21 protein-coding genes are annotated in these 24,277 nt (G+C 68.0%); 12 read left to right on the forward strand and 9 right to left on the reverse strand.

The window, feature by feature from the left end:
- Window position 1: 1 nt before the first annotated feature.
- Both paoC and ACZ5PO_RS15090 read left to right on the forward strand, forming a co-directional pair.
- Window positions 2-2,209 (forward strand): aldehyde oxidoreductase molybdenum-binding subunit PaoC, encoded by a 2,208-nt coding sequence (gene paoC / locus ACZ5PO_RS15085; RefSeq protein ID WP_464194807.1) that lies wholly within the window; start codon window positions 2-4, stop codon window positions 2,207-2,209.
- Window positions 2,210-2,474: 265 nt separating this feature from the next.
- Window positions 2,475-2,600, forward strand: a complete 126-nt coding sequence (locus tag ACZ5PO_RS15090; RefSeq protein WP_464194809.1) for a hypothetical protein — start codon at window positions 2,475-2,477, stop codon at window positions 2,598-2,600.
- A 25-nt stretch (window positions 2,601-2,625) separates the two neighbouring features.
- Here the strand turns inward: ACZ5PO_RS15090 and ACZ5PO_RS15095 are convergent, their stop codons facing one another.
- From ACZ5PO_RS15095 to ACZ5PO_RS15105, 3 genes are read right to left on the reverse strand one after another with little or no spacing between them, the layout of a single operon-like run.
- Window positions 2,626-3,393 (reverse strand): type 2 periplasmic-binding domain-containing protein, encoded by a 768-nt coding sequence (locus ACZ5PO_RS15095; protein WP_464194811.1) that lies wholly within the window; start codon window positions 3,391-3,393, stop codon window positions 2,626-2,628.
- Window positions 3,390-4,754 (reverse strand): MFS transporter, encoded by a 1,365-nt coding sequence (locus ACZ5PO_RS15100; protein ID WP_464194813.1) that lies wholly within the window; start codon window positions 4,752-4,754, stop codon window positions 3,390-3,392. Before ACZ5PO_RS15100 ends, ACZ5PO_RS15095 begins: the two co-directional genes overlap by 4 nt.
- A gap of 47 nt (window positions 4,755-4,801) precedes the next feature.
- Window positions 4,802-5,701, reverse strand: coding sequence for an MBL fold metallo-hydrolase (locus ACZ5PO_RS15105; RefSeq protein WP_464194815.1), 900 nt, complete (start codon window positions 5,699-5,701; stop codon window positions 4,802-4,804).
- Window positions 5,702-6,080: 379 nt separating this feature from the next.
- Between ACZ5PO_RS15105 and ACZ5PO_RS15110 the strand changes: the two genes are divergently transcribed.
- The gene (locus ACZ5PO_RS15110; RefSeq protein ID WP_464194817.1) at window positions 6,081-7,007 is read left to right on the forward strand and encodes a LysR family transcriptional regulator; all 927 of its coding nucleotides are present in this window, start codon (window positions 6,081-6,083) and stop codon (window positions 7,005-7,007) included.
- Between the two features lie 39 nt (window positions 7,008-7,046).
- On the forward strand, window positions 7,047-7,913 hold the full coding sequence (locus tag ACZ5PO_RS15115; RefSeq protein WP_464194819.1) for an MBL fold metallo-hydrolase: 867 nt from the start codon (window positions 7,047-7,049) through the stop codon (window positions 7,911-7,913).
- A gap of 10 nt (window positions 7,914-7,923) precedes the next feature.
- Here the strand turns inward: ACZ5PO_RS15115 and ACZ5PO_RS15120 are convergent, their stop codons facing one another.
- Window positions 7,924-9,876, reverse strand: coding sequence for an acyl-CoA synthetase (locus ACZ5PO_RS15120; protein ID WP_464194821.1), 1,953 nt, complete (start codon window positions 9,874-9,876; stop codon window positions 7,924-7,926).
- A 244-nt stretch (window positions 9,877-10,120) separates the two neighbouring features.
- On the opposite strand from ACZ5PO_RS15120, the gene ACZ5PO_RS15125 reads away from it, so the two are divergent.
- The gene (locus ACZ5PO_RS15125) at window positions 10,121-11,026 is read left to right on the forward strand and encodes an HpcH/HpaI aldolase/citrate lyase family protein (RefSeq protein ID WP_464194823.1); all 906 of its coding nucleotides are present in this window, start codon (window positions 10,121-10,123) and stop codon (window positions 11,024-11,026) included.
- 82 nt (window positions 11,027-11,108) lie between these two features.
- Here the strand turns inward: ACZ5PO_RS15125 and ACZ5PO_RS15130 are convergent, their stop codons facing one another.
- Window positions 11,109-12,641, reverse strand: coding sequence for an ATP-binding protein (locus tag ACZ5PO_RS15130; RefSeq protein WP_464194825.1), 1,533 nt, complete (start codon window positions 12,639-12,641; stop codon window positions 11,109-11,111).
- A 702-nt stretch (window positions 12,642-13,343) separates the two neighbouring features.
- On the opposite strand from ACZ5PO_RS15130, the gene ACZ5PO_RS15135 reads away from it, so the two are divergent.
- The 7 genes from ACZ5PO_RS15135 (at window position 13,344) to ACZ5PO_RS15165 (ending at window position 20,631) form a co-directional block, all read left to right on the forward strand.
- On the forward strand, window positions 13,344-14,438 hold the full coding sequence (locus ACZ5PO_RS15135; protein ID WP_464194827.1) for a DJ-1/PfpI family protein: 1,095 nt from the start codon (window positions 13,344-13,346) through the stop codon (window positions 14,436-14,438).
- Window positions 14,439-14,481: 43 nt separating this feature from the next.
- Window positions 14,482-15,522, forward strand: a complete 1,041-nt coding sequence (locus tag ACZ5PO_RS15140; protein ID WP_464194829.1) for a GlxA family transcriptional regulator — start codon at window positions 14,482-14,484, stop codon at window positions 15,520-15,522.
- Window positions 15,523-15,653: 131 nt separating this feature from the next.
- Window positions 15,654-15,857 (forward strand): CsbD family protein, encoded by a 204-nt coding sequence (locus ACZ5PO_RS15145; RefSeq protein ID WP_464194831.1) that lies wholly within the window; start codon window positions 15,654-15,656, stop codon window positions 15,855-15,857.
- Window positions 15,858-16,378: 521 nt separating this feature from the next.
- Entirely contained in the window at window positions 16,379-17,014 is a 636-nt protein-coding gene (locus tag ACZ5PO_RS15150) for a helix-turn-helix domain-containing protein (protein ID WP_464194833.1), read from the forward strand.
- Window positions 17,015-17,384: 370 nt separating this feature from the next.
- Window positions 17,385-18,863, forward strand: coding sequence for an aldehyde dehydrogenase (locus ACZ5PO_RS15155; RefSeq protein WP_464194836.1), 1,479 nt, complete (start codon window positions 17,385-17,387; stop codon window positions 18,861-18,863).
- A 35-nt stretch (window positions 18,864-18,898) separates the two neighbouring features.
- The gene (locus ACZ5PO_RS15160; RefSeq protein WP_464194838.1) at window positions 18,899-19,411 is read left to right on the forward strand and encodes a flavin reductase family protein; all 513 of its coding nucleotides are present in this window, start codon (window positions 18,899-18,901) and stop codon (window positions 19,409-19,411) included.
- 74 nt (window positions 19,412-19,485) lie between these two features.
- The gene (locus tag ACZ5PO_RS15165; RefSeq protein WP_464194840.1) at window positions 19,486-20,631 is read left to right on the forward strand and encodes an LLM class flavin-dependent oxidoreductase; all 1,146 of its coding nucleotides are present in this window, start codon (window positions 19,486-19,488) and stop codon (window positions 20,629-20,631) included.
- 132 nt (window positions 20,632-20,763) lie between these two features.
- Here the strand turns inward: ACZ5PO_RS15165 and ACZ5PO_RS15170 are convergent, their stop codons facing one another.
- From ACZ5PO_RS15170 to ACZ5PO_RS15185, 4 genes are read right to left on the reverse strand one after another with little or no spacing between them, the layout of a single operon-like run.
- The gene (locus tag ACZ5PO_RS15170) at window positions 20,764-21,504 is read right to left on the reverse strand and encodes an ABC transporter ATP-binding protein (protein ID WP_464194842.1); all 741 of its coding nucleotides are present in this window, start codon (window positions 21,502-21,504) and stop codon (window positions 20,764-20,766) included.
- Entirely contained in the window at window positions 21,501-22,310 is an 810-nt protein-coding gene (locus ACZ5PO_RS15175) for an ABC transporter ATP-binding protein (RefSeq protein ID WP_464194844.1), read from the reverse strand. Before ACZ5PO_RS15175 ends, ACZ5PO_RS15170 begins: the two co-directional genes overlap by 4 nt.
- Window positions 22,307-23,251, reverse strand: a complete 945-nt coding sequence (locus ACZ5PO_RS15180) for a branched-chain amino acid ABC transporter permease (protein WP_464194846.1) — start codon at window positions 23,249-23,251, stop codon at window positions 22,307-22,309. Before ACZ5PO_RS15180 ends, ACZ5PO_RS15175 begins: the two co-directional genes overlap by 4 nt.
- A 5-nt stretch (window positions 23,252-23,256) precedes the next feature.
- Complete coding sequence (locus tag ACZ5PO_RS15185; protein WP_464194848.1) at window positions 23,257-24,144, reverse strand: branched-chain amino acid ABC transporter permease; 888 nt, start codon at window positions 24,142-24,144, stop codon at window positions 23,257-23,259.
- Between the last annotated feature and the right edge of the window lie 133 nt (window positions 24,145-24,277).

Raw genomic sequence — 24,277 nt, forward strand, 5'->3', positions numbered from 1 at the left:
CATGAAGTTCGACACGCCAGCCACGACCAATCCGATCGATCAGCTCAAGGTCATCGGCCATCCCACGGACCGTATCGACGGCCGCTCGAAGGTGACGGGCACGGCGCCCTACGCCTACGAGTGGCACGACGCCGTCAAGAACCCGGCCTACGGCTTCGTCATCGGCGCCGCGATCGGCAAGGGCCGCGTCGCCTCGATGGATCTGACGGCGGCGAAGGCCGCGCCCGGCGTTCTCGCCATCGTCACGGCGGAGAATGCCGGCCGGCTCCGCAAGGGCGACTTCAACACCGTCAAGCTGCTCGGCGGGCCCGAGATCGACCACTATCATCAGGCGGTGGCCCTGGTCGTCGCCGAGACGTTCGAGCAGGCGCGCGATGCGGCCCAGGCGGTCCGCATCGCGTATGTCCGCGAGACGGGGCAGTTCGACCTGACCGCCGCCCGGGACGACGCCGGGATGGCGGGGAGCGGCTATTGGGGGCCGGCGGAAACCGCAGTGGGCGATTTTGCCGGCGCGTTTGCAGCCGCGCCCGTCCAGCTCGACGCGACCTACACGACGCCTGACCATGGCCATGCGATGATGGAGCCGCATGCGTCGATGGCCGCATGGAACGGTGACAAGCTGACGCTGTGGACCTCCAACCAGATGATCGCGTGGGGTGCCGGGGATGTCGCCAAGACGCTCGACATCCCGGCCGAGAACGTCCGCCTGGTCTCGCCCTTCATCGGCGGCGGCTTCGGGGGCAAGCTCTTCGTGCGCGCCGATGCCATCCTGGCGGCGCTCGGCGCGCGCGCCGCCAGGCGGCCGGTGAAGGTGGCGCTGACGCGGCCGTTGATGTTCAACAACACGACGCACCGGCCCGCCACCATCCAGCGCATCCGCATCGGCGCGACGCGCGACGGCCGGATCACGGCCATCGGCCACGAGAGCTGGTCCGGCGACCAGCCGCAGGGGCAGCCCGAGACGGCGGTCGGCCAGACGCGTCTGATCTACGCCGGCGCCAACCGGATGACGGCGATGCGGCTCGCGACCTTGCATCTGCCGGAGGGCAATGCGATGCGCGCGCCCGGCGAAGCGCCGGGAATGATGGCGCTCGAGATCGCCATGGACGAGATGGCGGAGAAGCTGGGGCTCGACCCGATCGCGTTCCGTGAGCTCAACGACACGCGGGTCGATCCCGAGAGCCCGGATCGTCCGTTCTCACAGCGCCAGCTGGTCGAATGCTTCCGGATCGGCGCCGGGCGTTTCGGCTGGGACAAGCGCAGCCCGCGCCCGATGCAGGTTCGCGACGGCCGCTGGCTGGTGGGGATCGGGGCCGCGGCGGCGTTCCGGAACAACCTCGTGATGCCGTCGGGCGCGCGGGTGCGCCTCGACGGGCGCGGCGTCGTCACGGTCGAGACCGACATGACGGATATCGGCACCGGCAGCTACACGATCATCGCCCAGACCGCGGCCGAGATGATGGGCTTGCCGCTCGACAGGATCGCTGTGCGCCTCGGCGATTCCACGTTCCCCGTCTCGGCCGGGTCCGGCGGGCAATGGGGCGCCAACAGCTCGACGGCCGGCGTCTACGCCGCCTGCATGAAGCTGCGTGATGCGGTGGTCGAGCGGCTCGGCCTGAATTCGGCCGATGTGGTGTTCGCCGAGGGGCACGTTCGCTCCGGCGACCGCGCCGTTGCGCTGGAAGACGCGGCCGCTGCCGGCGACCTCGTCGCCCAGGACACGATGGAGTACGGCGACCTGGCCAAGCGCTATCAGCAATCGACGTTCGGCGCGCATTTCGTCGAGGTCGGCGTGGATTCGGCCACGGCCGAGATCCGGGTGCGGCGGATGCTCGCCGTCTGCGCGGCGGGGCGGATTCTGAACCCGAAGGCAGCGCGCAGCCAGGTCATCGGGGCGATGACGATGGGCGTCGGCGCCGCCTTGATGGAGGAGCTCGTCGTCGACAAGCGCCACGGCTTCTTCGTCAACCACGATCTGGCCGGCTACGAGGTGCCGGTGCATGCCGACATCCCGCACCAGGAGGTCGTGTTCCTGGACGAAACGGACCCGACCTCCTCGCCCATGAAGGCGAAGGGCGTCGGTGAGCTGGGCCTGTGCGGGGTCGGCGCTGCGGTCGCCAACGCGATCTACAACGCCACCGGCGTGCGCGTGCGCGACTACCCGATCACCCTCGACAAGCTGATGCCGCTGATGCCGGAAGCGGCTTGAGCCTGGTCCGCCGTCCGTCGCCGCCGTGGGGGCGCCGTGGCATTGCTCAGGCGCGAGACCTGTTCCATCGCGGCCGTCGGACCTTGCCGTCTTCGGCGCGTGCGGGACCGTCGTCTCGGCCGCTTCGGGCTGGAACAGGTCCCGACCGGATGGACTCGTCTGATCGGGTAGAATGATATAAGTATTTGAATTTAATCATTCTTCTCTGTCAGGCGCTCCATGCGGCCGGTCGGAACCCCGCGCCCGGGCGCGAGCCCCGGGGCAGATGGCGGAGATACGCTATCTCTGGACGACGCCGCTACGCCTCGACAATGCCAAGCTGCAGGCCCGCTTCGGCGACGAGCCGCATACGGGCATCGATCAGGCCTTGCGCCGCACGCTGATGGGGTGACAGGGGGCTGTGAGTGAGGGTGGTCTCACTTTGCATCGGCCGCCAGCAACCCCTGGACATCGTGCGTCTTGATCAAGCGCGCGACGAAGCCCGAAGCGAGGATGTCATCGACGAACGCTTGCAGATAGTCTTGGGCGACCGTGCGTTGTCTGGACGTCCCGATCGCTTGCTGAACCGACGCGAACGTCCCATCGAGAAGTCGCGCGCCTGGCAGCCGCTGGACATCGCTCAGCAGGCGCGGACGCAGGCCGGCTAGGGCATCCAAGTCGTGCTCCACGAAGACCTGGAAGCAGGCGTCGAGCGTATCGGCGCGAACGACTGCGGCGTGCCGTATGTTGCGGTCCAGCCAAAGATCATATGCGGCGCCGCGGGCCGATACGATCCGCATGCCCGGGCGATCCACCTCGGCGATAGCGTGTACATGCGATCGGCCAGGGACGAGAAAGGTCGCCTCGATTTCGGCATACGCCGTCGTGAAGACGATGTGCTGCGCGCGCTGGGGCTCCGCGGCGATGAGCGCAACGTCCCACAGGTCGAGGTGCACCGCATCAGCCAAAACGTCAGGCTTCTCGAAGAGCTGATAGCCGACGGGAATGCCGAGACGACGGGCCAGTTCGGCGCCGATGGCGGGCGCCACCCCGTACGGCTCGCCCAAGGCGCTCCGCCCGCGGACGAGGAGGAAGTTCGAGAGATTGATCGCCACGCGCAGGATGCCGGTCGGCGCGAGCTCCGCGACAACCTCCTTGCTGACGCCCGCGCGGCCCGCGGCCAAGGGCTCATGCGAGCGGCTCATGCGGCGGGCAACCGGGCTACGGCCACCCCCGACGCTGCGGCGCCAGGGGCAGGCGCCCGTCGGAGCGCCATCGCGCAGATCGCGGCCAGCACCGCCGGGATGGCGAAATAGGCGAAAATCGTGGTCACGGGTAGGTCGAAGCTGAGCAACAGGCCACCAAGCAGCGGCCCGAGGATCGAGCCGAGCCGCCCGAAGCCCAGGCCCCAGCCGACGCCGGTCGCGCGGATGGCGGGCGGATAGTAGCTTCCGGCGTAGGCGTTGGCCACGCCGTTGCCGCCCACGATGCAGAAGCCTGCGAACGCCGCCGCTGCGATGAGGCTTCCCGTCGAGGAGACGGCGGCAGCGCCGAACACGATGCAGCTGACGGCTGCTCCGAGATAGGCGCATCCAAGGACGAGTTGCGGCCGGCGGGTGCGATCGGCCAGGAAAGCCAGCAAGAGCCCTCCGCCAATGCCGGCGAGCTGGAAGGTGCCCGCGGCGATGTTGGCGACTTGAAGCGTCTGACCGGTTCCGCTGACGATCGTCGGGATCCAGTTCACGAAGAAATAGACAAGGAGCAGATTGCAGACGAACATCGTCCAGAACAGCAGCGTCGGAACGGCGTACGCCTTCTCGAACAGAGCAGCGACAGGAAAGCGTGAGCCGGCCTCGGCCCCGTCGGCGGGGCTGACGTTAGGCTCGACCCATCCCGGTGCCAGTTCCGCGGCGACGGCGGAGAGGCGCGTCTTCGGCTCCGGATCGGCCAGCAGTCGCGGCAGCGATTCCGGTAGCCAGCGGAGAAACAGAGGTATCGTGAGCAGCGGTATGACGCCCCCGACCACGAACACGGATGGCCAGCCGAAATGGGGGATCATGGCGGCCGCCGCGAAGCCGCCGACGGCGCCGCCGACCCCGAAGCCGCAGAGCCCCAGCATGACCATGACGTTGCGCAGCCGCGTCGGCGCGTAGTCCGAGACCAGGGCGATGGTGCTGGGCATGGCACTGCCCAATCCAAGACCCGTGAGAAATCGTAAGATGAGCAACGTCGACCAGGAATCGGCGAAGGCAGTCGCCAGCGTCAGGGTGGCATAGAACAGCGTGCAGCCGATCAGCACCGGGCGGCAGCCGATCCGATCGGAGATCGGTGCGAACACGAGCGTTCCGACGGTGAGGCCGATCAGACCTGCCCCGAAGATGGGCCCGAACGCACCGCGATCGAGGTGCCAGACCCCGCTCAGCACCGGCGCGACGTAGCCGATGGCCTGGATGTCGTAGCCGTCCATGGCGAGCAGCGCGAAGGCCATGATGACGAGCCGCACCTGAAATCGAGAGATCGGCCGCTTGTCCACTGCCGCGTGGAACGAGGCCACCCGCGGATCCATGTCGTATCTCCCTAGGTGTCTTGTTTGAGAGCGGCGATAGGCTCCGCTCAAACCGTGTGCATCACCTCGGCAAGGCCGAAGCCGCCGCCGACGCGATCGACCAGCGCGACCCGCGGCGCGAAGAAGTGCGTCGGCGCGATGACGAGGCGTTCGTCGGCACAGCGCGCAAGGAAGCGCTGGCGCGACAGCGCGGCCTGCTCCGGCTGCTCGCAGAAGCCGGTGTTCACGCTGGGATCGAGCAGCTGGAGCGGGTGATGAAGGGGGTCGCCGCCGACCACGGCCCCCGGCTCGCCTGCGATCTCCACGAGCAGCATTCCCGGGGAATGGCCGTAGCAGGGGATGAGCCGCATATCGCGGGCGATCTCCGCCTCGGGATCAGCCAGGTCGGCCAGGCCAGCGGCCAGGATGGGCATGACGCTGTCGGCCATCGCCCGGTTGTTCGCCTCGTGGTTGAGCAGCCCGCCGGTCCGCGCCAGGTCCGCTTCCAGCCGCGGCATGATATGGCGGGCGCGCGGAAAAGTGGGCGTCCAGACAGCGTTCGTGAGCTGCGTGTTCCAGCCGACGTGGTCGAGGTGCAGATGCGTGTTCACAACGTGCGTCACCTCGTCGGGGTTGACGCCGAGGGCCCGCAGCCGGGTGAGCCAGTCGGTCGCCTGCATGTGAAAGGCGGGGTGCGACGGCAAACGGTGCTTGAGGCTGCCGAAGCAGGTGTCGACCAGCATGACGAGGCCGTCGCCGCCGCGCACCAGCCAGGAATGAACGCTCGTGTAGAGGAGGTTGCGGCCGCAGTCGTAGCTGGTCGGCGGCACCCGGGTCAGGAGCCGGGCCAGATGCGCGGGATCCGCTCCCGGAAACATCGCCTCGGGCGACATGCGCGGCCCTCCGAACTCCGGGACGACATCGAGCCGATACCGGCCGACCACAAGCGTGTCGCGGGTCTCTCCCACCGGGTCCTCCCAATTATCGGATTGCCGTCGTCGGTGGCGTAAGCGCCGGCCACCGCCTGCCATCGGCCCAAGATGGCCGGCGCTGCTGCGGCCGCCTAGGCAGGCAGGGTAAATTGGGGTCATTCGTTCCGCGAATGGTCCGGCGGGTTGTCAAATCGCGGATTGCATGGCTTGGCTTGTCGCCCCCAGGCGGCGCCTGGGTCGCAATGCACCGCATGGGTGCAGTATTCGACGGCCCTCACGGGCGGCCGATGGGGTGAAGATGCCTCATCGCGGGTTCTCGTCGCTATCGAGACGACATGCGCAAGCAGAGATCGGATCGCGGACGATCGGCAATGATGGGGTGGGCATGAAAGCTGGGAGCGACCGAATCGAGCTGATGCGTCTCTTCGTGCGCATCGTCGACGCCGGATCCCTGTCGGCCGCGGGGCGCCTGCTCGGCCTGTCGCAGCCGTCCGCAAGCCGCCAGCTCAAGCAGCTCGAGACGCTGCTCGGCGTGCAGCTGATCAAGCGGTCGAGTTCCGAACTCGCCTTGACGGACGCGGGCGAGCAGTTTCTTGCGGCTGCGACGCGCCTGTTGGCCGATTGGGACGCCGCCGCCGAAGCGGTCCGCCTTGATCGTGAGGAGCTGAACGGTCCGATCCGCGTCGCCGCGCCTGTCGCGGCCGGGCAGACGTTGCTCGCACAGATTGCCGCGCGCTTCCTACTGAAGCATCCGGGGGTCAGTATCGACTGGCGGCTGATCGATGAACCGGGAGATCTGGCGGCCGGGGGCTATGACCTTTGGATCAGGGCCGGCCCGATCAAGGACCAATCGCTGATCGTGCGGCCCTTGTGGCGCGGCGAGCGCAGCATCGTCGCCCGCACCGACCATGTGCGTGTTGCCCACCCGCGCGAGCTGGAAGCCCACGGCGCCGTGCAGCTTGTCACCTATGTCGCCCGAGAGATTCCGCTCGAGGCGGCCGATGGGCAACGGTTCACCTTGCGCCTGCGCCCCATGTTCGCGACTGATAACATCTTCGCAGCGCTGCTGGCGGTGAAGGAAGGCGTAGGCTACGGCATCCTGCCGCGCTGGCTCGTCCAGCCCGAGCTGGCGTTCGGCGCGCTCGTCGACCTGTGCCCCGATTGGCGGCCGCCCGCGGTCACCTTGGCGGCTGCCTATCCGCAGGCGCGCTTCCGTCCGGCGCGGGTCAAGGCCCTGATCGATTTCATCCGTAGCGAGCTGCCGCGGTTGAATGCCGACATCTTCCCCCTAAGCGACACCCAGCCGGACGCGGATGAGGCCGTCGCGGGCTCGGCTCCATGAGAGGCCCTGCGCCTCAGCTGCCACGATCGAGGGCCACGCATGATCTCAGCATCCGTTCATCGCTTTAGCGTCGGTGCCATCGACGTCCTCGTCGTCGACGACGGGCACGTCACCGCGCCCATCACCGACGGCATGGTGCTCAACGCATCGGCCGAGGATGTCAGACAGGCGCTGCGGGCAGCAGGGCTGCCGAGCGATGTCCTGACCACCTCGTTTGCTCCTTTGGTCATCCGGTCCGGCGGCTCGACCGTTCTGATCGACGCGGGCCTCGGCCCCGACATGGGCGGCCAACCGGGCGCGACGGCGGGGCAGCTCGTGCGCAACCTGCGCGACGGCGGAGTGGCGCCGGAGGCGGTCGATCGCGTGGTGATCTCGCATTGCCATCCCGACCATGTGAACGGGCTCGTCTCACGCGAGGGGCTCGTATTCCCGAACGCCGAGGTGCTCGTTCCGGAGGCCGAATGGTCGTTCTGGATGAGCGACGCGCAGATGCAGGCCGCCGCGCCGGGACGCATGAGCCAGCTCTTCGCCAACAATCGTCGCGTGCTCGATCAGGTTCGCGACCGCGCTACGCTCTATGCTTCAGGTGATGAGGTCGTCCCGGGGCTGACAGCGGTCGCGGCCCCCGGGCATTCGATCGGCCATACGGCCTACTGGCTCGCGTCCGGCGCCGAACGGCTGTTCATCCAGAGCGACCTCTCCAACCAGCCCGCGCTGTACCTCCGTCATCCCGATTGGCAATCCGCCCTCGATCAATTCCCGAAGCAGGCCGTCGAGACCCGCCTGCGGCTCTACGCCGAGCTGGCTCGCGACAGGGTTCCGATCCAGGCGTTTCATCACCCCTTCCCGGGGCGCTGCATCCTTGTGGAGGACGGCAATGGCTACCGGCGGCAGGCCATCGCCTGACCCGCGGTGATCAGACGGCCTCCCGCGTATCCCGCCACTCGATGGCATAGGCCACGGCGAAGGGCGCCATGGCGGCCGCGATGAGGCGTTCGAGATGCGGGCGATTGCGGGCCGTGCCCGGCAGAACAAGGGTCGCGAGCATGCCGCGGGATTTGTCCGGCCGGACGGAGACCGACGCCGCGCCGCCATCGAGGTGGGCCTCCACCGCGCCGGTGACGACCGCGCGCAGGGCCCGCTCGGCGGCGTCCTGCCGCAGCGCGGCCTTCAAGGGCTTGCCGACGTCCGTGAGCGGAAGCCTGTCGAGGATGACGATCTCCTTGGGGAGGGCGGCCCGCTCGCCGATCCGATCCGCGAGGAAGGCCGCAAGGTCCTCCGGCGTCGCCCGCGAGCCCGGCGCGAGCTGGACATAAGCGACGGGCAACTCGCCGGCGTAAGCGTCCGGCTTGCCCACCGCGGCGGCATGCAAGACGTCGGGTGACTGGACCAGGGGCTCCTCGATCAGTCGGGGGTCGATGTTGTGCCCGCCGCGAATGATGACGTCCTTCGCTCGGCCGGTGACGAAGATATAGCCATCCGCGTCGATGCGGCCGAGATCGCCGGACACGATCCATCCATCGTCGGTCCGAGCGCCGGCCTCATGCGCCGGGTCGAGATAGCCGGGTGTCGCCCCGGGGCTGCGGACAAGCAACATCCCGATCTCGTCCGGCGCGCACAGACGGTGGACGGCGCCGGCCTGGTCGAGCACCGCGGTCCTCACCTGCGTATAGGGCATGCGCAGCCCCGAAGAGCCCTCCCTCGACCGACCATCTCTGGGGTCCATCGCGATGCCTGACGTGTTCTCGGTCATTCCATAGGTGTTGAGGACACGCACGCCGGTGACCCGCTCGAACTCATTGCGCACAGCGATCGGCAGCGCTGTCGAGCCGGTCGCAAAATAAGGCTTGAGCGATGAGAGGTCCTCCGAGATCGGAGGTGTTTTGGCGAGGGTGGCGAGCGTGGTGGGAACGCCCGAGAGACGGGTGATGCGGTATTTATCGACGAACTTCCAGTAGTTCTCGATGTAGCGGCGCTCGCGCGCGCCCATTACGCTCGGAATCACCATCGTCGCCCCGCATGCAACGGACGAGAGGACGCGGCCGATCAGGCCACCGACATGGAACATGGGCGTGTCGTGAATGCAGACTTCGCCGACGGCGATGTTCAGGCCGAGCTGGATCGTCCAGTGACGATACGAGAGGCCCCGGTGGGTCAGCTTCACGATCTTCGGTGCGCCCGTCGTGCCGCCGGAGTGAACATACGCCGCGATATCGTCGCCCGAGATCGGCGCCGGCGGCGAGTCCCGGGGCTCCGACAGGAGCCTGACGTTCAAATCCGATTGGGGAAGGATCGAGCCGTGCGGACCAGCGACCGAGAACACCGGCATGGCCGGCAGATCGGCAGCGACCGCCTTGACCGCCTCCCAGATCTTGAAGTTCGGCGTCGGCCCCAGCGCGATGATCGCTTTCGTTCTCGCCTGCTTGAGCAGGTGAAGCAACTGCTTGGGCTCCAGCATCCAGTTGACCGGGAATGCGATACCCGCGCTCATCGCTCCGATGACCGACCAATAGATGGCCGGCACGGCCGGCATGAGGATCGCGACGGCGTCGGTGCGGCCGATGCCGGAGGCGCGCAGCAGAGCCGCTGTTCCCGCGATGTTGCGCCGGAGATCTCCGAACGAGACTTCGTCGGCCTGCGTATCGATGTCGCCGTCCGGAACATAGTGGATCGCGGTCTCGCCGGGGTCTCGCGCGGCGATCGCGCAATCGATGCGCCTGCAGAAATCCGCGATCTCGAGGCGCTCATGCAATGGAAGCCGCTCGATCTCTGCGATGTCGCTCAGCGTTCGCAGGGGGCGCGCCAGCAGATCGGCATCCGCCGTCGCCGCGACGTAGCGATCGGATGAACCTGCGATGTGTCCCGTCATGCCGCATCCTCGGGCGTTAGAGTGCTACAGGGATGTTGTCGATCAAGGACACCTATTTTGGCGCCGAAGCAGACGTAAGCGACGGCCGCTGAATAGGGTGCATTCACGCCTCGAATGACGCGGCGATGGATCGGTTGTGCTACCGCTCGTCCCGGTCGCGGCGAGCCGTATAGGTGGTCACGGCGATCCTATTCTTGCGCCCGCCCCCCCGGATCCGTGCGCCGATCCGAACGTGTTGTCTCCCATGCCAATGAATTCGACGCCCGCATGTCGCAGCTACCTGTTCGTCCCTGGCGATCGGCCGCACCTCCTCGACAAGGCCGATACGTCCGGGGCCGACGTTGTCATCCTGGATCTCGAAGATTCGGTCGCGGTTGCTGCAAAGGAGCGCGCCCGTCGGGCTGTCGCCGATGCGCTTCGGACACGCGCCGGCCGCCCGACGGCCATCCGCATCAACGCGACGCTCGTTGAACAGGACTTGGCCGTGCTCGCCCCGCATGCGGACCAGATCGTCCTGCTACCGAAGGTCGAGACCGGCAACGCGCTGATGGCGGTCGACGACTACCTCGGCGGCTTCGAACGAGCGGCCGGGCTGCCCGCTGAAACGATCGGGGTGGTGATCGGAATCGAAAGCGCACTTGGCCTGCGTAACCTGTACGACGTCATGCGCGGCACGCGGCGCATTCGCGGAGCCGCTCTTGCGACAGCCGAGGAGGGCGACCTGATCGTCGATCTCGGGGCCCGCTGGACGCCCCGGGGCGAAGCTTTGGCCTATTGCAGAGGCAAATTCGTGTGTGATGCGCGGGCCGCCGGCGCCGCCTGGTTGATCGATGGCGCCTTCATGAATCTTGCAGACGGCGATGCGCTCGTGCAGGAGGCCCTGATCGCAAGGACGTACGGGTTCAACGGCAAGGTCGCAGTCCATCCCAAGCAAGTCGACATCATCAACCAGACGTTTTCGCCGTCAAAAGCGGAGACCGAGTGGGCGAGGCAAGTTGTCGAGGCTTTCAGGATCGCGGAGAATGAGGGCCGCGGCGCGGTCCAGCTCAATGGAATGATGATCGACTATGCGAACGTCCGCCTGGCCGAGCAGTTGCTCCGGCGCAGCGGCGAGGCGAGCCTTTCGAGCCGATCGGGTGATTCCGTCTGATCAGGACTTGCTCGGGGCCTGATCATCATCGCGGCCTCGCGGCAGGGTCACCGCGGACGGACGACGGCGTGAGGCCGATCCGTCAGCCTGCAGCGGCAGCCTGCGCCTCCGCCGCGCTGGCCGCGGCCTTGGGGTCGCCGGGCTCGGTCTCCCAGGCGAGGCCGGGAACGGCCACGATACGCCAGCCGCGGGCGTCCAGGCGGCACACGATCACCTGGCGCTCCTCCATGTAGGCTAGCAGGCGCCGCGCCCGGCCGGACGAGTTGCTGCCGTAGGCGCGGGCGACATCGGCGTCGGAGGGGCAGGGGCGGCGATCGAAGGCCGCCCGCGCCAGCGTGAGGAACACGCCCTGCATGTCTTCCGGCAGCGTGCCCGCCATGGCCAGCACCTCTCCCCAGGGCGAGTCCTCCGCCTCCGCCTCGGCGAGGTCGATGCCCGCGTGGGCGACCGCGAGCCGGCGGCGGAAGGACGGGAGGCTGAGCGGCTCGCCGCCGACCCGCCTGATCCGGCAGCGCACCAAAAAGTCCTGGTAGAGCACGGCGGTGGTGCGGAAGCCGGCGTCGCTCTCGCTGAGGATCTCGCGCAGCGCCGCGTCGATGGCGGCCTGGCGCTGCTCGGGCGAAAGGCTGGGCAGCGGCTCGGCGGCGGGCGCCGGCGCCGGCGGCACACTGCGGGCGAGCTGGGTCAGCACATCAGCGGTGGACGCCACCGGCGGCGGCCGGCGCACGAGCGGCGGCCGCGCCTCGTCGGCGCCGGGGGTGAAGATCAGATCCTGCGCGTCCTCGGCGGCGGCAGGCTGCGGCAGCGGCACCAGCTTGGGGCTGGTGGAGCGCGGCGCGGTCTCGACCGGGCCGATGCGCACGGGCAGCGGCCGGCGGGACAAGGCCGGTCCGAGGGCGACGAAATGCCCGCTCTGCAGGTCACGGAACATCTCGGCCTGGCGCCGGTCCATGCCCAGCAAATCCGCGGCGCGGGCCATGTCGATGTCGAGGAAGGTGCGGCCCATGAGGAAGTTGGAGGCCTCGGCCGCGACGTTCTTGGCGAGCTTGGCGAGGCGCTGGGTGGCGATGACCCCGGCGAGGCCGCGCTTGCGGCCGCGGCACATGAGATTGGTCATGGCGCCGAGGGAGACCTTGCGGGCCTCGTCGGAGACCTCGCCGGCCGCGGCGGGGGCGAACAGCTGCGCCTCGTCCACCACCACCAGGAGCGGATACCAGACGTCCCGATCGGCATCGAACAGCCCGCCGAGGAAGGCGGCAGCGGCGCGCATCTGCTGCTCGCTGTCGAGCCCCTCCAGGTTGAGCACCACCGACACCCGGTGCTGGCGCACCCGCGCCGCGACGCGCTGGAGGTCCGCCTCGCCCCGCTGGGCGTCCACCACCACGTGGCCGTAGCGGTCCGCCAGGGTGACGAAATCGCCCTCAGGGTCGATGATCGCCTGCTGCACCCAGGGCGCGCTCTGCTCCAGCAGGCGGCGCAGCAGGTGCGACTTGCCCGAGCCGGAATTGCCTTGCACGAGGAGGCGGGTGGCGAGCAGCTCCTCCAGATCCAGCACGGCCGTGTCCCCGCCCGTGCGGATGCCGAGGTCGATGGACACCTTGGCGGGCGTCGTCATCGCGGCGCGCGCCCTGCGATGAGGGGGCAAAAAATCATGGCCGGACTCATATCGATTCGCGCCGCGGGTTCAACCGCGCTGCGTCCGAACGGGCAGGATCGACGTCGTACGGGGTGGTCTTCGCCTCGCTCGGTCCGAACCGGTTCTACGAGCGGCACCCCCGGCGTCGAGGGGCCGGTGCAGATGCCGGGAGGGGCGGCGCAACCGTACTTCAGCCGCGCCTCCTACCACTTCGGTGTAAGGTGGGCTACGTCGAAAGGTGTACGGTTTGCCGTTTGTCCACGCCCCAATGCGGAATTAACTATAGACCATCCTGTCGGCTTCCAGCCATTACGGTCGATGGGCGGCTGGGCCGGTGCTGCCTTCCGGGGCGTGCCGGCCCTTTCTTTCCGATCCCTTCGATGATGTCCCTGCCGGCCAGCGGCGGCTGACGGGCGATCCGCGGAGCGGGCGCGGCGCTTCGGCCCGAAGCAGATCGCAATTTGGCAGAAACTGCGCGTCTTATGGCGCATCCGCCTCCAGGGCCGCCGGTATCGTCCGGCGCACGTGGAGGCCAACATGCGCAAGCGAACCATCCTTCTCGGCCTTGGCGCCGCTCTGGCGCTGCCCCTGATCGCGGCGCCGTTCGTGCTCGCGCCTCGAGCGCTTTGCGCTCCAGATTCAAAAAGTGATGAGCACGTCACCATTGGATGGTCCCATCCAATGGTGACGTGCTCCAGGCTGGCGACGACGGAGGCGCGTCCCGCCAAGGCCGTCGACGCGGCCGAGCAGGCCCGCACCATCGCGGCGATGCGGCCGTCCAAGCGGGCACGGCCGGTGATCGCCATCGCCACCTTCAACGCCGAGACCGAGGTGTCGGATGTCCTGTCCGCCTATGGCGTGCTGCGGCGGGCCGACGTCGCCGACGTGACCGTGGTGGCGGAGCGGGCCGCGCCGGTGCGGCTCTATCCGAGCCTCAGCATCGAGCCGGAGGCGACGATGGGCGCCTTCGACGCGCGCCATCCCGACGGTGCCGACTATGTCGTCGTGCCGGCGATGGAGCCGGTCGACCCGTTCGTGGCGGGCTGGATCGCCACTCAATACCGCAAGGGCGCCAAGATCGTCGCGATCTGCAATGGGGCCAAGACCGTCGCCGCCGCCGGACTGCTGGACGGCCGGCGCGCCACGGCGCACTGGAGCGCCATTCCCGAGCTGCGGCAGAAGCACCCGACCATGCAGTGGGTGCAGGACCGGCGCTACGTCAGCGACAACGGCGTCACCACCTCGACCGGCATTTCGGCCAGCGTCCCGGTGATGCTGGCGCTGGTGGAGGCGATCGGCGGGCGGTCGGCCGCCGAGCGGGTGGCGGGCGAGCTCGGCGTCGGCACCTGGGACGCGCGCCATCGCTCGGCCGCGTTCGAGCTGACCGGCGAGCACATGAAGACCTTCGTGCGCAACACCCTGACGTTCTGGCGGCGCGAGACCGTGGGTATTCCGGTCGCCACCGACGTGGACGAGGTCGCCCTGGGTTTCATGGTCGACGTCTATTCCCGCACGGCGATGACCACGGTCGTGACCGTCGGCGGCGGACAGGCCGTCCGTAGCCGGCACGGCCTGATGATCCGCCCGGACCGCTCGAGCGAAGCCGCCGCCGTGGACCACATGCTCCCGGCACCGCCCACGGAGGCTCCGGCGATGACCATCGAGCGGGAGCTGCCGCGCATCGCCGCCCGCTATGACCGCTCGACCGCGGCGATCGTGGCGCTGGTGATGGAATACCCGTGGACGTTTGACGCCACGCGCGTGCCGAACGGGTAAGGTGGCGCCGATCGCGACCAACGCACGGCCCGAGCCCATGCAAGTGCAGTCTCCCCCGGCCGATCCTGCTGGCGGCGCGCCGGCGCGGGCCACGCCGCGCCGCATCGCGCTCGTGGGCTTCGAGGGCTTCCAGCTCCTCGACATCGCCGGGCCGCTCGAGGTCTTCAGCAAGGCCAACGAGCATATGCCCGGCACCGCCGCGGCGCCGTTCCGCTACGAGCCCATCCTCGCCAGCCCCTCCGGCGGCGCCATCACGTCGAGCTCCGGCCTGCAGGTGGCCGCCACCTGCGCGCTCGCCGATCTCCACGAGGATCTCGATACCCTGATGATCGCCGGCGGGCCGGAGGTCGCCCTGCGCGCCGCCGCGACCTCCACCGGCCTGCTCGCCTGGATCGCGGCCCGGGCGCCGGCGACGCGGCGCGTCGCCAGCGTCTGCACCGGCGCGTTTCTCCTGGGCGGCTGCGGCCTCCTCGACGGCCGCCGCGCCACCACGCACTGGTCCGTGACGAAGACACTGGAGACGATGCTGCCGCGCACCGAGGTCGTCCCCGACGCCATCTTCGTCGGCGACGGGCACATCTTCACCTCGGCGGGCATCACCGCCGGCATCGACCTGGCGCTGGCCTTCGTGGAGCAGGACTGTGGGCCGCAGGTGGCGCTCGATACCGCGCGTGCGCTCGTGCTCTACCTGCGGCGCGTCGGTGGGCAGTCCCAGTACAGCGCGAGCTTGGCGGCCCAGGCCAAGGCTGCCGACGGGCTGCGGGCGATCGTCACCTGGATCGCGGAGCACCCGGACGGTGATCTCAGTGTCCCGGTCCTGGCCGAGCGCGCCGCGATGAGCGAGCGGACGTTCGCGCGCGCCTTCGTGGCGGAGACCGGCATGACGCCGGCGAGATACGTAGAGCTGGTGCGGCTCGACCGTGCCAAGCAACTGCTCGAGACGACGAAGTGGCCGCTCGCCCGCATCGCCGACCGCAGCGGGCTCGGTAGCGCCGCGACGCTGGCCCGCACGTTCCGGCGGCGCCTGGGCATCACGCCGGAGGACTACCGCGAGCGCTTCCGGGTCGAGGTCGACAGGGGCTGACGGAAAGCGGCGGGGCGGCGCCGCGGCGCCCGGGAGCGGCCGCCGACCGCGTGTGTGTGCCGGCCGACATTGGAACCAATCCGCCGGCTCGGGCCTTTCCAGTTCATAGCCGTATCCAAGAGGAGGTTGAATTGGACTGGAACCGCGTCGAAGGTAATTGGAAGCAGTTCAAGGGTAACGTGAAGGAGCAATGGGGCAAGCTGACCGACGATGATCTCGACGTGATCGCCGGAAAGCGCGATCAGCTCGAAGGAAAGATCCAGGAGCGCTATGGAATTGCCAAGGACAAGGCCAAGCAGGACGTCGACAACTGGTATTCCCGCCAGCGTCTCTGATCCCTGAGCGCCGGCGGGCCCGCCTGACCGCCCTCCGCCGGGGCGTGGCGCGGGCCGCGGCTCCGGCGTGGTCGTTCGTTCGTCCGCGGCAGGGCCGGCCGGTCGGCCGAGCAGTTTGAGCCGGCGTCGCCTTCGGGGGGCGCCGGCTTCTTGCGGTGAAGGCGCTCCGCATCCATCGCGTTCGAAATCGGCGAAGGCGTTGCGACGATATTCTCGCGCCGGGCACGTCGGTTTGCTACGAGCGGTGGCGTGGCGGCAGCCTGCCCCTTGACATGGCGGCCGCCCGGTCGCTTACATCGTTCCACTATAGCGGAGAGCGGCGGAATTGCGGGGCAGCTCAAGCGGGCCCCACGAGAGGCGGTAGTCGTGCGGCACGGCCATGTGAACCAGGCCCTTGATCGGTTATTCCTTACTCGCGTCAGCTGTGCGGGCGCGCCGTCCACCGTTGTTCTTCAGGCGCGGCGGGCTATCGCTGCCGGGCATGGGGCTGAAGCGAGCCGAGAGAAGAGGCGCCGAGAGCCGTGACGCAAAAGGGTTCCAATCGATTGACGCCCCGCACCGACCTTGATCATGCGGGCGGAGCCCCTCATCCCGTCAATAAGGGCCTGGGCCCGATCGTCCGAAAGCTTCGTCGTCGCAGCGGCTTGACGCTTCAGCAACTGGCCGAGACGTCGGGCGTGAGCCGCGCCATGCTGTCGAGCGTGGAGCGGGGCGACAAGAATCCCACCTTGCCGGTCCTCTCCCGAATCGCGGCGGGCCTGGACGTGACGATGTCCGAGCTGATGGGCGAGCAGGTGCCCTGGGTGGTCGCGTCGGTGACGACGCGGCGCAACCGGCTGGTCTACCGGGACGACCAGACGGGGATCGAGCGGCACCTGTTGTCGCCCACCCACCTGGATACGGGCATGGAGGTCGTCGAGCACGTGCTTCCGAGCGGGCAATCGTTCGAGGGGCTTCCCCACGCCGGAATCCGCACCAGCAAGTGCGTCGTCGTCATCGAAGGCCAGCTGACGCTGGAAATTGGAAACGTCGTGTACACCCTCGATGCGGCCGACAGCGTGACCTTCGAGGTGACGGGCGAGTACCGGTTCAGGAATACGCACACGAAGCTCTGTCGGTACTATATCTTCATGGTTCATCAGCGCGCCACGACCTGACCTGGGGTTAGGGGCGGTACCGAATGCGCCGGATCATCGGCGTCGGGCCGTCGCACCTCCGTGAGCGGCGGCAGCCGCTCGCTTGTCCGCGTTCGCAGTTGATCGTCGTCGGCGGCAACATCGGCTGACGGCTTTGGTCTCGATGCCGCCCGTCCAGCCTCGGGGCGGAGGCGGACTTGCGACGCCGAGGGAGTCGTCCGCCGGCGCGCACGGTGATGCAAAATTCCACTATAGAAGAATTTCTGCTTTTCCGGCGGCGCCAGACGTGTAACATGAGGTCTCGGCTGCAGGCGGCGACGGCGAGCTTTCAGCGCAACGGGGCGGACAACGACCTCGATCGGTTCAGCAAGAGGCCAAGGAGGACAGCGCCATGGAAGAATTTCTCATGCGCATCGGCGATCGCTGGCAGGCGGCATCGTCGAACGAATGGATCGAGTCGGAAAACCCCTACACCGGCAAGCCCTGGGCGCGCGTGCCGCGCGGTACGGGCCGGGACGCCGAGGCTGCCGTGCTCGCGGCGCACGAGGCCTTCACCCATGGGCCCTGGAGTCGCATGAGCCCGGCCGACCGAGGCCTGCTCCTCTACAAGCTCGCCGATTGCATGGCCGCGGATGCCGAGCACCTGGCCGAGCTGGAGGTTCGCGACACCGGCAAGCTCAAAGCCGAAATGCTCGGCAACCTGAGGTATTTGCCGCGGTGGTATCAGTATTATGGGGGCCTTGCGGACAAGATCGAAGGCTCGGTCACGCCGATCGACAAGCCGGGCATGTTTCACTACGTCACCTACGAGCCCCTCGGCGTGGTCACCTGCATCGTGCCGTGGAACTCGCCGCTGCTACTGACGACGATGAAGCTCGCGGCGGCGCTCGCCGCCGGCAATACGGTGGTGATCAAGCCGTCGGAATTCGCATCGACATCGCTGATCGCCTTTGCCCGGCTCTTCGAGCAAGCCGGGTTTCCGCCGGGCGTCGTGAATGTGGTGACCGGCTACGGGCCCGAGGTGGGCGAGGTGCTGACCACGCATCCGCTGGTCAGGCGCATTGCCTTCACCGGCGGCGACGCCGGCGGCAAGGCGGTTGCCGCTGCGGCGGCGAAATCGTTCAAGCGCATCTCGCTGGAACTGGGCGGCAAGTCCCCCAACATCGTCTTCGCCGACGCCAACCTGGATGCCGCGGTCAAGGGCGTGGTCTCCGGCGTGTTCGCGGCGACAGGACAGACCTGCATGGCGGGCTCCCGCCTCCTGGTGCAGTCGTCCATCCATGACCAGTTCGTGGAGAAGCTCGTCGCCTTCATGTCCGCCACCCGGCTCGGCGATCCGACCCAGCCCGACACCAACATGGGGCCGGTCTCCACCAGGCCGCAGCTCGACCGCGTCATGAACTACATCGAGATCGCCAAGAGCGAGGGCGCCAGGTGCGTGTCCGGCGGCCGCAGGGGCTCGGGCCCGGCGTGCGGCGAAGGCTGGTTCGTGGAGCCGACCATCTTTACCGGCGTCAAGAACTCGATGCGCATCGCTCGCGAGGAGGTGTTTGGGCCGGTCCTCACCGTCATCCCGTTCGACAGCGACGACGAGGCGGTCGAGATCGCCAACGATACGCCCTACGGCCTGGCAGCCGCGCTGTGGACGACGAGCATCGAGCGCGCGGTCAAACTTCCCAAGCGGCTGCATGCCGGGACGGTCTGGGTCAATGCCTACCGCGTCGTCAGCTACCTCGCGCCGTTCGGCGGCGTGAAGGGCTCGGGCATCGGCCGCGAGAACGGGATCGAAGCCATCAAGGAGTACCTGGAGGCGAAGAGCGTGTTCATCAACGGCAATCCGGATGTGCCGAACCCCTTCGTCATGGGCTGAGCGCTGTCCCATCGACGGCAACCGGGGAGAGCGCCATGCCTGACGGGCAAGACTTGAGCGTGGGGCTGGCCGGGGACTTCAAGGCTGCGATGCGGCGGCTCGCGTCGACGGTGACGATCATCACCGCAAGCGACGCCGGCCGGCGGCACGGCATGACCGCAACCGCGGTGACGTCGCTGACGACATCGCCGCCGTCGCTGCTGGTGTGCATCAACCGGTCGGCCAGCATCCACGCGCCGATCGCCAGGAGCGGGCAGTTCTGCATCAATCTACTGGCGTGCGGCCACGATCATCTCGTGCCGATCTTCAGCGGCAAGATGACGGGCGAGGAGCGGTTTACCTCGGGCGACTGGACGACTGACGGATCGGGGATCCCGTGCCTGGCAAATGCTCAGGCTAATATCTTCTGTACTGTTGCGGGCACCATGACGCACGGCAGCCACTCCGTCTTCATCGGCAATGTCGAAAAAGTCCTGCTGTACGGCGAATCATCGCCGCTCCTCTATCAGGAGGGCACGTTGTACAAGTCGATCGCGCTTCATATTTAGCTGACTGATCGGATAAAAATAATAATAAGAGCCAATATCGGCCCTACTGCGGAAACAACCTCAAGGAGGGAACATTGAGCAACATCGACGCATATCGCGCCGCCGGCAACCCGCTGTTCAACGAGAACAAGCTGAAGCTCGGGATCTTCGGGCCGAACTGTTCCAACGCCTGCGCGGTCACGCTGGCCGAGACCAGTTTCAAGCCGACGTTCGAGAAGAACCTCGAGATCGCCGGGATGCTCGAGGGCGCCGGCTTCGAATGCATGGTGCCGATCGCACGCTGGCGAGGGTTCGGCGGCCCGTCGAACTTCAACGGAAACTGCATGGAGACCTACACCTGGGCCGCGTCACTCGCGGCGCGGACCGAGAAGATCTTCCTGTTCGCGACATCCCACGTGCCGACGCTGCATCCGATCGTTGCGGCCAAGATGGCGACCACCATCGACCACATCTCGAAGGGCCGCTTCGGGTTGAACATGGTCTGCGGCTGGTTCACGCCTGAAATGGAGATGTTCGGCGTGAAGATGATGGAGCACGACAACCGCTATGAGTACGCCACCGAATGGGTGTCGGTGCTGGAAAAGCTGTGGACGGAGGAATGGTTCGACCACAAGGGCGAGTTCTTCACGATCAATCAGGGCTTTTCCGATCCCAAGCCCTATCAGAAGCCCCGTCCGGTGTTGATCAGCGCCGGTTCGTCGCCGAAGGGCCGCGAGTTTGCCGCCCGCTTCTGCGACATCAATTTTTCGGTCGTCGAGGATATCGAGAAGGGCACCCAATGGGTCCAGACCATGAAGAAGCTGGCCTGGGATGAGTACCGGCGCGAGATCGGAACCTTCACCTATTCCTACGCGGTCGTGCGTGACACAGAGAAGGAAGCGCTCGACTACTTCAACTACTACGTCCACGAAAAGGGCGACTGGGAAGCCTGCGACAACATCTGCAAGGTGTTCGGCGTCGAAAGCGGCAGCTATACCCCCGAGTATTTCGACAAGTTCCGGGCGAACTTCATCGCGGGCTGGGGCGGCTATCCGCTCGTCGGCACGCCCGAGCAGGTTGCCGACAAGCTCGTTCAGCTGTCGGCGACCGGCATCGACGGCACCCTGATCTCCATGGTCGACTACAACCAGGAGCTTCCTTACTGGAACGCCAAGGTCATGCCCCTGCTGGAGCAGGCCGGGCTGCGCAAGCCGATGACCAAGCCGGCGATCGCCGCCTGAACAAGTCGCGGCCACGGCGAAGGCTTGATTTTCAAGTGGATGGATGGCCGGGCTTGATCCGGCCATCCATCCGTCCGAAGACTCAAAGCTTCGGTGCAGTGTTCCCAGCGAATAGGCTGAAGCGCTCTCCCGTCACGGGCTAGACCCCGTCTCCACGTTGCCGCCCAGATACGCCTGGCGGATGCGCGGATCATCCCGCACCGCGCCCGCCGGGCCTTCCATGAACTTGCGGCCGAGCTCCATCACGATGGCCGTGTCGGAGATGTTGAGCGCGCCGTGCACGTTCTGCTCGACGATCAGCACGGTCACCCCTGTCGCGGCGATGGTGCGGATCGCCGCGAACACCTGGCCTTGCGTCTTCGGCGACAGGCCCAGGGAGGGCTCGTCGAGCAGCAGCAGGCGTGGCCCGTTGACCAGCACCATGGCCGTCTCCAGCACCTGCTGCTCGCCGCCCGAGAGGTTGCCGGCGGGGATGGCGGCCTTGGCCGCAAGCATCGGGAAGAGCGCGGTGACCTGGCCGATGGCCTCGCGGTGCCGGCGCGCCGGCAGCGTGTAGCAGGCCATCTTCAGGTTCTCGGCGACGCTCATCTGGGCGAAGTTGCAGCGTCCCTGCGGCACGAAGCCGACGCCGGCGCGCAGGCGCGCTGCCGGGTCGAGGCCGGCGAGGTCGCGCCCCTCGAACACGACGGCGCCGGAGAAGTGCCGGTTGGTGCCGTAGATCGCCTTGAGCAGGGTCGACTTGCCGGCGCCGTTGCCGCCGATCAGCGTGCTGATCGAGCCGCGCGCCAGCCGGGTCGAGAAGTCGCGCACGATGACGACATCGCCGTAGCCGGCGACGAGGTCGACGAGCTCCAGGTGCGGCGGCTCCTTCATGCGGGCACCTCCTTCACGTCGATGCCGGCCTGGGCCGGCTGGCCGGCATCGACGCCGAGGTAGGCGTCGAGCACCCGCTCGTCGCGCTGCACGATGTCCGGCGGGCCCTCGACGATCTTGCGGCCCTGGTCGAGCACGACGACGGCGTGGCAGAGCATGGCGATGAAGTCGACGTTGTGCTCGACGATGAGGAAGGTGACGCCGGCGCGGTTGGCCTCGCGCAGGATCTCCGCCACCTCGTTGATGCGCGACGGGTTGACCCCGGCCACCGGCTCGTCGAGCACGATCAGCCTGGGGTTCGCCATCATCGCCGCGGCGAAGGCGAGCAGCTTCTTCTGGCCGTAGGACAGCACGGCCGCCGGAGCGTCGATCAGCCGGGTGAGGCCGATCAGCTCGATCAATTCGCGCGCCCGGTCGGCGGCTGCGTCGCGCGCGGTGCGGAAGCGCCGGGTGCGCAGCAGCGCGTCGGCCCAGCCGAGGCCGGCGAAGGGGGCGGGCACGGCGAGCAGGTTGTCGCGCAGCGAGAAGCTCTCGTACACGCGCACCGTCTGGAACGTGCGCATCAGGCCGGCCCGGGCGATGCGCTGCGGCGCCAGCCCCGTCACGTCCTCGCCGGCGAGCCGGACGGCGCCCCCGTCGGCGCGCTGGAAGCCGCTGATGCAGTCGATCGTCGTGCTCTTGCCGGAGCCGTTGGGGCCGATGAGCCCGGTGATCGAGCCGGCCGCCACGTCGAAGCTGGCGTCGTTTACGGCGTGGACGCCGCGGTAGGCCTTGCGCAGCCCCTGGACCTCGAGAAGGGCGCTCATCGGGCGGCGGATCGGATGGCGGCGATGCGGCGGTCGTGGAGCAGGCCGGCGACGCCGCGCGGCATGCCTAGCATGACGGCCACCAGCACGACGCCGTTCAGCACCATGCGCAGCTCGTTGGAGAAGCGCAGCGCCTCCGGCAGGATGACGACGGCCGCGCCGGCGAGCACGGCGCCCCAGAAGCTGCCGGGACCGCCGACGATGACGCTGATGAGGAAGGTCTGCATGTAGTAGAAATCCAGGAACAGCGGATCGACGATGGTCAGCCGGAAGCCGTAGACGCCGCCGGCGGTGCCGGTGGCCACCGCCGCCAGGACGAAGGCGGCGAGCTTGTAGGGCAGCGGCGAGAGGCCCTGCGCCTGGGTGAGCGGCTCGTTGTCCTTGATGGCCTTGAGCATGAGCCCGAGGCGGGACGACTTCACCGCATAGAACACGCCGAGCCAGACCAGCATGAAGGCGAGCGCGAGGTAGTAGAAGGCGACGGGCGAGCCGATGGTGAGGCCCATCAGCGTCGGCGCCGGCAGGCCGGGGATGCCGAGCGGCCCGCGCGTGACGCTGACCCAGTCACGCGCCACGAGGCTGCACAGCAGCGCGAAGGTGAGCGTCCCCACGACGAACGCATGCCGCTTGGTGCGCAACAGCGGCAGGCCGATGGCGAGCGCCACGAGCCCGGCCAGCAGCCCGCCGAGCAGCACGCCGGCGGCGAAGCCGAGCTTGAGATCGATCACGGCGATGGCCGCCGCATAGCCGCCGATGCCCCAGAAGCCGAGCTGGGCGAACGACAGCAGCCCCGTGTAGCCGTAGATCAGGTTGAGGGCGGCGATCGGCACCAGGAAGACGAAGGCCGAGATGGCGATGCCGATGAGGTAGTTCGAGCTGGTGACGAGCGGCACGGCCAGAGCCACCAGCACCGCGGCCACGACGAGCAGGAGGGTGCGCATGCGGATCAACCCACCCTCAGGCCTTCGCGGCTGAACAGCCCGTCGGGCCGCAGGATCACCGCGATCATCATGAAGATGAACACGGCCGCCTCCTGCCAGACGATATCGAAGAAGCCGCCGATCCAGCTCTCCACCATGCCGAGCAGCACCGCCGCGATGAAGGCGCCCGCCATGTTGCCGAGGCCGCCGATCACCACCAGCGCGAACGCCTTGAACACGACGGCCTGGCCCATGCCCGGCTGCACCAGCTGGATCGGCGCCAGTGCCGCGCCCGCAAGCCCGCAGAGCGCGGCGGCGAGCACCACGGCGCTGCGCGCCACGTGGCGCGGGCGGATGCCGACCATCAGCGCCGCCTCGCGGTTCTGGGTGATGGCGCGCATGGCCCGACCGAACTGGGTGAAGTGCAGGATGAGGTAGAGCCCGGCGAAGGCGGCGACCGCCACCGCGCCGGCCAGGATGCGCGTCCAGGTCATGCGGATCGAGCCGATCTGCACCCCGTCGAAGCCGAGCGTGGTGTCGACGATGCGCGGCGTCGCGGAGAAGATGTACTGGGCCCCGTAGAGCAGGATCATGGAGAGCCCGAGCGTGATCAGGATGCCGCGCTCGAACTCCTTCTGGCCGACGCGCGACAGGAACAGCTCGTAGAGCACGAAGCCCGCCGCCGCGGTGACGACGACGGCGAAGACGAGCGCTGGCGCATAGGCGAGGCCGACGTTCGGCAGGATCAGCGCCATGGCGAAGGCGCCGAGCATGAGCAGCTCGCCGTGGGCGAAGTTGATGATCTCGAGCACGCCGAAGATCAGCGCCAGCCCGACGGCGATCAGGCCGTAGATCAGCCCGAGCATCAGCCCGTTCAACGTCAGCTGGAGAAGGTAGGTGGGAGTGACATCCATGCCCGAGCCTTAGCAACGGGTATGCCATCTCGGGCGCGACTGGGCGTGGGCCACCCCGGTCCGCCTCGCTCGCCGTCATGGCCGGGCTTGACCCGGCCATCCATCAAAGCAGGCAACGCCAGCCCGACAGGGC

The sequence above is a fragment of the Chelatococcus sp. KU-N122 genome, assembly GCF_055391085.1.